We start from the raw sequence: 9,540 nt of genomic DNA, 5'->3' as shown, positions 1-9,540 counted from the left end.
GCAGCCGCGCGGCCAGGCGCCACGCCCGCGTCCGGGCGGCCGGCGCAAGCCGCCCTCCACCGCCGGCACCCTGCTGCGCCTGGTCATGCAGCACCCGACCTGGGCCGCGCGCATGCCGGTCGGCCTGGTGCCCGACGACAGCCCCGAGGGCCTCGCGCTGATCGCGATCATCGACCTCTTCAGCCTCGGCGAGCCGATCCCGGCCGGCGGCCTGGGTGCGCTAATCGAGCGCTTCCGCGAGACCCCGCACGCCGACACGCTGTCGCGCGTCGCCGCGGAACTCGTGGAGGCGGAATTCGACGAAGCGGTGGTCGAGACCCTGTTCGAGGACGCCCTGCGCAAGCTGCAGGTCGACGGCATCGGCAAGGAGATCACCGCCCTGCTACAACGGGATCGTGAGCAAGGCCTCGACGCCGCCGGCCGCCACCGCCTAGGAGAGCTTCTGCTCGAGAAGCGGAACCTCGCGAGCAGCGGCAAAGTCCCAGATTTATAGTACAATTTTGGGTTTCCCATTTTCTTACACCCTCACTTGAGGAGTGCTATGGCACGCGAAAAAGCCAAGGACCCGCGCAAGGACGCCCCCGCGAAGGGTCGCCCTGCCAAGGCCAAGGACAAGGCAGCCCCGGTGGTCGAGAGCCCCGCCGCCACCCCGCTCGACGCGGAGGTGCGCCGCACCCGGCTGAAGACGCTGATCACGCTCGGCAAGGAACGCGGCTATCTCACCTACGCCGAGATCAGCGACCACCTCCCCGACGACGTGGCCGATGCCGAACAGATCGAAGGCATCATCGCCACCTTCAACAACATGGGTATCCAGGTCTATGACGAGGCGCCGGCCGCCGAAGACCTGCTCATGTCGGACAGCGTCGCCACCAACGTGGACGAGGACGTCGCCGAAGAGGAAGCCGAACAGGCGCTGTCCTCGGTCGACTCCGAGTTCGGCCGCACCACCGACCCGGTGCGCATGTACATGCGCGAGATGGGTACGGTCGAGCTGCTCACCCGCGAGGGCGAGATCGAGATCGCCAAGCGCATCGAGGACGGCCTCAAGCACATGGTGCAGGCCATCTCGGCCTGCCCGACCACGATCGCCGAGATGCTCGGCATCGTCGACCGCATCGCCGCCGACGAGGCCAAGATCGACGAGCTGGTCGACGGCCTGATCGACCCCAACGCCGGCAGCGCCGAAGAAGCCGCCGCCGAAGAAGAGTCCGCCGACGAGGACGCCGAGGCCGAAGAGGACGAGGGCGCCGGGGACGAGGACGAGGGCGACGACGAGGAAGACAGCGCCGAGAGCGCCGAGCGCGCCAACGCCGCCTCGCTGCTGCAGCTCAAGAACGACGCGCTCGCCCGCTTCGACGTCATCCGCGGGCTGTACGCGAAGAAGATGCAGGCGCTCGAGAAGCGCGGCTCGCAGGACCTCTCCTATCTCGCGCTGCAGCAGCAGATCTCCGACGAGCTGCTCAACATCCGCTTCACCGCCAAGGCCATCGAGAAGCTGTGCGACTCGGTGCGTCACATGGTCGAGCAGGTGCGCAGCCATGAGCGCCAGATCCTGCAGCTGTGCGTGGATCGCGCCGGCATGCCGCGCCAGCACTTCATCAAGGTCTTCCCCGGCCACGAGGTGAACCTCGACTGGCTCAAGAACGAGATCTCCTCCGGCAAGAACTACGCCGACGGCCTGATGCGCATCCACCCCGCGGTGCTCGAAGAGCAGCAGAAGCTCATCGACCTGCAGGACCGCATCGGCATCCCGCTGAAGGAGCTCAAGGACATCAACCGCCAGATGTCCACCGGCGAGGCCAAGATGCGTCGCGCCAAGCGCGAGATGACCGAGGCCAACCTGCGCCTGGTGATCTCGATCGCCAAGAAGTACACCAACCGCGGCCTGCAGTTCCTCGACCTCATCCAGGAAGGCAACATCGGCCTGATGAAGGCGGTCGACAAGTTCGAATACCGTCGCGGCTACAAGTTCTCGACCTACGCCACGTGGTGGATCCGCCAGGCCATCACGCGCTCGATCGCCGACCAGGCGCGCACCATCCGTATTCCGGTGCACATGATCGAGACGATCAACAAGATGAACCGCATCAGCCGCCAGATCCTGCAGGAGACCGGCCAGGAGCCCGATCCCGCGACGCTGGCCGAGAAGATGGAGATGCCCGAGGAGAAGATCCGCAAGATCATGAAGATCTCCAAGGAGCCGATCTCCATGGAGACGCCGATCGGCGACGACGACGACTCCCACCTGGGCGACTTCATCGAGGACACCGCCACCCTGGCCCCGGCCGAGGCGGCGATGTATTCCGGCCTGCGCGACGCCACCTGCGAGGTGCTCGACTCGCTGACCCAGCGCGAGGCCAAGGTACTGCGCATGCGCTTCGGCATCGAGATGAACACCGACCACACGCTGGAAGAGGTCGGCAAGCAATTCGACGTCACCCGCGAGCGCATCCGCCAGATCGAAGCCAAGGCGCTGCGCAAGCTGCGTCACCCGAGCCGCTCCGAGAAGCTGCGCAGCTTCCTCGACAGCGACGCGTAAAGGCCCGTTGCACGGCCCGGCGGCGCAACCGTCGGGCCTGCGGGCCTTTAGCTCAACGGTTAGAGCAGAGGACTCATAATCCTTTGGTTGCGGGTTCGAATCCCGCAGGGCCCACCAGTGGAATCCGGGGCTCAGGAGAAATCCTGGGCCCCTTTTCATTGCCTGGCGAAAGCAGGGCGACGAACGGAGCACCTTAGGGACGACGGCATCCGTACCACCTGTCGATTCCGGCCCGTTGATCGACATGAGAAGCGATCGCGTCGAATCCATCGAGCCATCGCGGGGATCCGCAGACCCGGCACGCGTTCGTGGCGCGCGAGGATGGCGCGACCGATCGAGCCCCTGTCGGCGATTTTTACAATCCCGACCAGAGTGCACTCGCCGATCAAGTCACGAATCTGCACTAATCCATATTTTTCATACACTTGCCATCCCCACCACAAAGCAGGCACAGCATTTGCTTGATAATCTTCGAACCCCCGAACGCCGGAAATGTTGCTCGGGATCCGAAAGGAGTGAAGATCATGCAAGTCAAACCTCTCTGCGCTGCGCTCACCCTGTTGGCGATCGCATCCACCGCCTCGGCCGCGACGACCACCCTATCCGGGACCATCCGCGACTTTTGCGCACCGTCGATCGCCGATAGCACTGGCGCTACGGTGTGCACCCAGCTGTCCGATTTCGAAGGCGGCATCCCCGGGGTGGTGGCGAACATGACCGGAACGAACCTGAGCGGCGGCCTCCCCGTTGCCGGCGCCAGCATCGCAGCCGGCGCCTCGACGGCGGACAACTTCGCAAAATGGTACGTGGACAGCCCGGGCTACAACCTGAGCCAGGCCTTCTCGCTGACGCTGAACGAAACCGCACCGGGTAGCGGTGTTTATTCGTACGCTTCGTCGAGCTTCTTCCCGATCGACGGGCAGCTCTACGGCAACCAGGGGCGTAGCCACAACTACCACTTCACGCTGCATCTCGAGGGCCAGCTCTCCTTCGCCGACCCCACCGCCGGTGCCGACAATTCCTTCAGCTTCACCGGCGACGACGATCTGTGGGTGTTCGTGAACGGCATCCGGTTCATCGATCTCGGCGGCGTGCATGGTGCGGCCAACGCCTCCTTCACCGAGGAGACGCTGAAGTCGGCCGGCCTCGCAGCTGGCACCGCCTACGACCTCGACATCTTCTTCGCCGAGCGCCACACCAGCCAATCGAACTTCAACATCGCCACCAGCTTCGCGATCAAGCCGCCTTCGAACGACGTGCCGGAGCCAGGCGGACTCGCGCTGCTGGGTCTTGGACTCGCCGGCCTTGGTGCGCTGCGGCGCCGGTCGCCGGGGCGCTGAACCCGGGGAAGGTAGCGCAGGAAACCAAAACGGCCGCCCGAAGGGTGGCCGTTTTTTCATGAGGGTCCGGACCGGAACTCACCCGGCTCCGCCGCGCACGCAAGCGCGGGATTGCAGAAAAAACCGGTGGCGTAGACGTGACGATGGGGACCGAAGTCCCCACCGGCTTTTCTTTGGTAACAAGGCTCAAGCAGCCTCGGCATAGACCTTAAGCGGCCAGTGCGAAACGCTCATCGTTGGCGTTTATGGATTTGCGCGGATTACGTCCGTCGCCTCTCGGGTTGCCTGCTCACCTTTGCCCGCCCTGTCGAAACCGGTACACCCCCACCCAAGCACACTCCCGAATGCACTTGGGTGGAGGTGAGGGGAATCGAACCCCTGTCCAGAACGCCTCCAGATTGCCGGGATTACAACCATGCCCGCGATCTTACGCAGGTCGGCCGCCGCATTCAATGCCTGGGCGAGGAGAAGGCGCGATCCGTTTGTAAGCAATTGCACCGCGCCGAGCGAACTCCCCTCCCGACGCGCTCGCAGCCCGCGAGCGCCTCACTCCTCACTCCTCACTCCTCACTCCTCACGCCTTCGGCACCCTCCCCATCAGGTAGAAGGGCTCGTTGGGCGGCGTGCCGGTGAGATGCACCAGCCGGTTGCTCATGCTGAAGAAGGCGGTGATCGCGCCGATGTCCCAGATCGCCTCGTCGTCGAAGCCGTGCGCGCGCAGCGCCGCGAGGTCGGCCTCGTCGACCTCGGCGCCACGCGTGCTCAGCTTGATCGCGAAGTCGAGCATCGCGCGCTGGCGCGGGCTGATCTCGGCCTTGCGGTGGTTGGTGGCGAGCTGGTCGGCGAGACGCGGGTTCTTCGCGCGGATGCGCAGGATGGCGCCGTGGGCGATGACGCAGTACAGGCACTGGCCGGCGGCCGAGGTGGCGACGACGATCATCTCGCGCTCGGCCTTGCTGAGGCCGATGTCCTTCTCCATGAGGGCGTCGTGATAGTCGAAGAAGGCGCGGAACTCCGCCGGGCGGTGGGCGAGCATCAGGAACACGTTGGGCACGAAGCCCGCCTTCTCCTGCACGGCGAGGATGCGCTCACGCACGTCCTCGGCAAGCTCGGCGAGCTCGGGCACCTTGAAGCGGCTGATGGTTTCGGTCATTGGAAGTCTCCTCCTGGGATGTCCTTGCGCTGAAGTTCAGCGATCGACGTTGACGACGATGCGCCCGCGCTCCTTGCCGTCGAGCAGCGCGGCTGCGGTGTCGACCACCTCGCCCAGGCCGATCTCGCGCGTCATGCGCTCGAGCTTGCCCACGTCGAGGTCGCGGGCGAGGCGGCTCCAGGCCTCGATGCGGTCCTCGCGCGGCGCCATGACGCAGTCGATGCCGACGAGGGTGACGCCGCGCAGGATGAAGGGCGCGACCGAGGCCGGGAAGTCCAGGCCCTGCGCCAGGCCGCAGGCCGCGACCGTGCCGCGGTACAGGGTGCTCGCGCAGGCGTTGGCCAGGGTGTGGCTGCCGACGGTGTCGACCACGCCCGCCCAGCGCTCCTTGCCGAGCGCGCGCCCGGGCTGGCCGAGCTCGCTGCGGTCGATGATGCTGGCCGCGCCCAGTTCGCGCAGGTAGTCGGCCTCCTGCGGGCGGCCGGTGGAGGCGACCACGGTGAAGCCCAGCCGGGACAGCAGCGCAATCGCCACGCTGCCCACACCCCCGCTGGCCCCGGTGACCAGCACCTCGCCGCGCTGCGGGACGACGCCGTGACGCTCGAGCGCCATCACGCACAGCATCGCGGTGTAGCCGGCCGTGCCGATGGCCATCGCCTGGCGCGGGGTGAAGGCCGCGGGCAGCGGCACCAGCCACTCGCCGCGCACGCGTGCGCGCTGCGCGAGCCCGCCCCAATGCAGCTCGCTCGTGCCCCAGCCGTTGAGGATGACCTTGTCGCCCACCGCGACGCCCGGGTGCGCGCTGGCGTCGACCGTGCCGACCAGGTCGATGCCCGCCACCATCGGGAACTTGCGCACCACGGCGCCGCGCCCGGTGATCGCCAGGCCGTCCTTGTAGTTGAGCGAGGAATACTCCACCCGGACGCCGACGTCGCCTTCGGGCAGCGAGGCCTCGTCGAGCTCCTTCACCGCCGCGCGGTAGCCGGCGTCGTCCTTCTCGATCAGCACTGCCTTGAACATTTTTCTCCCCCTGGGCGCACCTCGCGCCGGTTTCGCAGTCGAAGCCCCATGTTAAACGATGCCCGCATGGCGCTCGAACTTGGGCGCAAGGGGCCTCTCGGGTGATAATGGCGACCTGCCGAATCAACGGACTCCAAGCAATGAAGCGTGTAGATGACTTCCGCCTGAAACTGGGCTCCCAGGAACTCGTGCCGATCATGGTGGGCGGGATGGGCGTGGATATTTCCACCTCCGACCTGGCGCTCGAGACCGCCCGGCTGGGCGGGGTCGGGCACATCTCCGACGCGATGCTGCCGACGGTGTCCGACCGGCGCTACAACACCAAGTACGTCAAGAACAAGCTGCAGCAGTACAAGTTCAACGTCGCCAACGCCGACAAGTCGGTGGTGCAGTTCGACCTCGGCCTCATCGCCGAAGCCACCGCGACCCACGTCAGCCGCACCATGGAGCGCAAGCGCGGGCCGGGCATGGTGTTCATCAACTGCATGGAAAAGCTGACGATGAACGCGCCCAGGGAGACCCTGCGCGTGCGCCTGCGCACCGCGATGGACCATGGCATCGACGGCATCACGCTGGCCGCCGGCCTGCACCTGGGCTCGTTCGCGCTGATCGAGGACCACCCGCGCTTCCGCGACGTGCAGCTGGGCATCATCGTGAGCTCGCTGCGCGCGCTGCAGCTCTTCCTCAAGAAGAGCGCGCGCACCGGCCGCATGCCCGACTACGTGGTGGTCGAGGGCCCGCTCGCCGGCGGCCACCTCGGCTTCGGCATGGACTGGGCGCAGTACGACCTCGCCACCATCGTCACCGAGATCCGCGACTGGATGCGCGAGCAGCAGCTCGACATCCCGCTGATCCCCGCCGGCGGCATCTTCACCGGCACCGACGCGGCGAGCTTCCTCGAAGCCGGCGCCGCGGCGGTACAGGTCGCGACCCGCTTCACGGTCACCAAGGAGTGCGGCCTGCCCGACGAGGTCAAGCAGGACTACTTCAAGGCCGAGGAAGACGAGATCGAGGTCAACCAGATCTCGCCCACGGGCTATCCGATGCGCATGTTGAAGAGCAGCCCGGCGATCGGCAGCGGCATCCGCCCCAACTGCGAGGCCTACGGCTACCTGCTCGACTCCAGCGGCAACTGCCAGTACATCGAGGCCTACAACCGCGAGGTCGCCGCGCATCCCGAGGCGAAGAAGATCAAGGTCTTCGACAAGACCTGCCTCTGTACGCACATGCGCAACTTCGACTGCTGGACTTGCGGCCACTACACCTACCGGCTCAAGGACACCACGCTGCGCGAGGAAGGCGGCGACTACCGCATCCTGTCCGCAGAGCACGTGTTCAAGGACTACCAGTTCAGCACCGATGGCCGGATCGCCCTGCCGGAGTGAGCCGGGGATGCGCGGACGCGATGTCGTCCGCGCAATAATTCCTCGGTGCCAGCCCCAAGGACACCGATACTGACGGGATGAACTTCCCACTCGACCGTCCGATGCAGGTCGCGGTGGTCGACGACACGCAGCTCAACCTGACCCTGATCGGCAAGCTCGTCGACCGCACGCCCAATGCGCGCGCCCACAACTTCGAGCGCCCCACCCCGGCGCTCGAGTGGTGCCTGGCCAATGCGCCCGACCTCATCATCGTCGACTACATGATGCCGGAGATGAACGGGCTGGAATTCATCCGCCGCATCCGTGCGCACCGCGACCGCGACGACCTGCCCATCCTGATGGTGACCGCCAGCCACGAACGCGACGTGCGTTACGCGGCGCTCGACTGCGGCGCGAGCGACTTCCTCACCAAGCCGATCGACGCGCGCGAGTTCGAGGCGCGCGTGCGCAACATGCTCAAGCTGCGCGAGGCTCACCTCGCCGGCAAGCATCGCGCCGAGACCCTCGCCGCCGCGGTGCGCCGGGCGACCGCCGACATCCTCGACCGCGAGCGCGAGACCATCACCCGGCTGTCGCGCGCCGCCGAGTTCCGCGACCCCGAGACCGGCGCCCACATCCAGCGCATGTCGCACTACTCGGCGCTGATCGCGCGCCGGCTCGGCCTCGGCGACGGCTTCGCCGACGCCTTGCTGATGGCCGCGCCGATGCACGACGTGGGCAAGCTCGGCATCCCCGACACCATCCTGCTCAAGCCCGGCCGGCTGACGGCGGAAGAGTTCGTGGTGATGAAGCGCCACCCGCAGATCGGCCACGACATCCTCAAGGGCTCGTCGTCCAGCATCCTGCGCCTGGGCGCGACCATCGCCCTCACCCACCACGAGAAGTTCGACGGCAGCGGCTATCCGCAAGGCCTCGCCGGCGAGTCGATCCCGATGGAGGGTCGCATCGTCGCGGTCGCCGACGTCTTCGACGCGCTCACCTCGGCGCGGCCCTACAAGCCGGCGTGGCCGATGTCGCGCGCAATCGCGCTGCTGCGCGAGGGGCGCGGCACGCACTTCGACCCTGCCTGCGTGGATGCGCTCTTCCACGCCTGGGACCAGGTGCTCGGCGTGCAGATGCGCTACCAGGACGAGCACGCACCCGAGGCGCCCTTCGCGCCCGCACGCTGAGGCCGGCCCCGGGGCCGCCGGCCCCGCCCGCGCAGGCCGGCTTCAGGCCTTGCGTTCGATCAGCTCGACCTTGTAGCCGTCCGGATCCTCGACGAAGGCGATCACGGTGCTGCCGTGCTTCATCGGCCCCGCCTCGCGCACCACCTTGCCACCGCGCGCGCGAATGTCGTCGCAGGCCTTCTTCGCGTCCGCGACCTCGAGCGCGATGTGGCCGTACGCGGTGCCGAGCTCGTACCTGTCCACGCCCCAGTTGTGGGTCAGCTCCAGCACCGCGCCTTCGGCCTCGTCCTGATAGCCGACGAAGGCGAGGGTGAACTTGCCGTCCGGGTAGTCCTGGCGGCGCAGCAGGCGCATGCCCAGCACCTCGGTGTAGAAGGCGAGCGAGCGCTCGAGATCGCCGACGCGCAGCATGGTGTGAAGGATTCGCATGGGGGTTCTTCCTGTGTTGGAGGGATTCAGTCTTCGCCGGCGAAGCGGCCGCGATCGCTCGCGGCGGTCGCGATCACCGGCAGCGTCGCCGCCGCGCACCGCAGGGCGGCACGCGCGGCGCGCCAGTCCGGATAGAGGCGCTCCACAACCCCCCAGAAGCGCGGCGAGTGGTTCATCTCGGCCAGGTGCGCGACCTCGTGAGCGACCACGTAGTCGATCAGCGCCGGCTCGAGGTGGATCAGCCGCCAGTGCAGGCGGATGCCGGAGCGGGTGCTGCAGCTGCCCCAGCGCGTGGCCGCGCTCGACAGGCTCACCGGCGGGACCGCGACACCGAGGCGATGGCAGTACTCCTCCACCCGTCCGCGGTACCAGGCCAGCGCCCGCGCACGCAGCGCGCGCACCAGCACCCGCTGCGGATCGACGCCCGCCGGCAGCAGGAGTTCCTCGCCGCCGTCCGCCGCCCCGCGCCAGCGCGCCGCACGCGCCGGCACCACGCGCAGCA

9 protein-coding genes, 1 tRNA gene and 1 other RNA gene are annotated in these 9,540 nt (G+C 67.3%); 6 read left to right on the top strand and 5 right to left on the bottom strand.

Annotation, left to right across the window (positions count from 1 at the left end):
• The 4 genes from dnaG to C667_RS16360 form a co-directional block, all read left to right on the top strand.
• Window positions 1-493 (top strand): DNA primase (gene dnaG, locus C667_RS16375; protein ID WP_004370089.1); only part of this gene is annotated, 493 nt, incomplete at its 5' end.
• Window positions 494-541: 48 nt separating this feature from the next.
• Window positions 542-2,542, top strand: coding sequence for an RNA polymerase sigma factor RpoD (gene rpoD / locus C667_RS16370; protein WP_004370087.1), 2,001 nt, complete (start codon window positions 542-544; stop codon window positions 2,540-2,542).
• A gap of 41 nt (window positions 2,543-2,583) precedes the next feature.
• Window positions 2,584-2,659, top strand: a tRNA-Ile gene (locus C667_RS16365).
• A gap of 407 nt (window positions 2,660-3,066) precedes the next feature.
• On the top strand, window positions 3,067-3,882 hold the full coding sequence (locus C667_RS16360) for a fibro-slime domain-containing protein (protein ID WP_004370085.1): 816 nt from the start codon (window positions 3,067-3,069) through the stop codon (window positions 3,880-3,882).
• A 138-nt stretch (window positions 3,883-4,020) separates the two neighbouring features.
• Here C667_RS16360 and ssrA read toward each other — a convergent pair.
• From ssrA to acuI, 3 genes are all read right to left on the bottom strand, one after another.
• Window positions 4,021-4,348: a transfer-messenger RNA gene (ssrA, locus tag C667_RS25120) on the bottom strand.
• 108 nt (window positions 4,349-4,456) lie between these two features.
• Complete coding sequence (locus tag C667_RS16355) at window positions 4,457-5,035, bottom strand: peroxidase-related enzyme (protein ID WP_004370084.1); 579 nt, start codon at window positions 5,033-5,035, stop codon at window positions 4,457-4,459.
• A gap of 36 nt (window positions 5,036-5,071) precedes the next feature.
• Complete coding sequence (gene acuI, locus C667_RS16350; RefSeq protein WP_004370082.1) at window positions 5,072-6,055, bottom strand: acrylyl-CoA reductase (NADPH); 984 nt, start codon at window positions 6,053-6,055, stop codon at window positions 5,072-5,074.
• Window positions 6,056-6,195: 140 nt separating this feature from the next.
• Here acuI and C667_RS16345 point away from each other — a divergent pair, with 140 nt between their 5' ends.
• Window positions 6,196-7,440: a nitronate monooxygenase gene (locus C667_RS16345; protein WP_004370080.1), complete on the top strand. Its 1,245-nt coding sequence runs from the start codon at window positions 6,196-6,198 to the stop codon at window positions 7,438-7,440.
• 77 nt (window positions 7,441-7,517) lie between these two features.
• Complete coding sequence (locus tag C667_RS16340) at window positions 7,518-8,609, top strand: HD domain-containing phosphohydrolase (RefSeq protein WP_004370078.1); 1,092 nt, start codon at window positions 7,518-7,520, stop codon at window positions 8,607-8,609.
• A gap of 42 nt (window positions 8,610-8,651) precedes the next feature.
• Here C667_RS16340 and gloA read toward each other — a convergent pair whose 3' ends face one another.
• Window positions 8,652-9,038: a lactoylglutathione lyase gene (gene gloA / locus C667_RS16335; RefSeq protein WP_004370077.1), complete on the bottom strand. Its 387-nt coding sequence runs from the start codon at window positions 9,036-9,038 to the stop codon at window positions 8,652-8,654.
• A gap of 26 nt (window positions 9,039-9,064) precedes the next feature.
• Window positions 9,065-9,540, bottom strand: a 476-nt coding sequence (locus tag C667_RS16330) for a YgjP family zinc-dependent metalloprotease (RefSeq protein WP_039921886.1), incomplete at its 5' end; no start/stop codon positions are given.

Source organism: Thauera phenylacetica B4P, assembly GCF_000310225.1.
In the GTDB taxonomy this organism is placed as follows: Bacteria; Pseudomonadota; Gammaproteobacteria; order Burkholderiales; family Rhodocyclaceae; genus Thauera; species Thauera phenylacetica.
The sequence above is the reverse complement of the archived record's forward strand: the minus strand, read 5'-3'. Positions and strand labels throughout refer to the sequence as shown.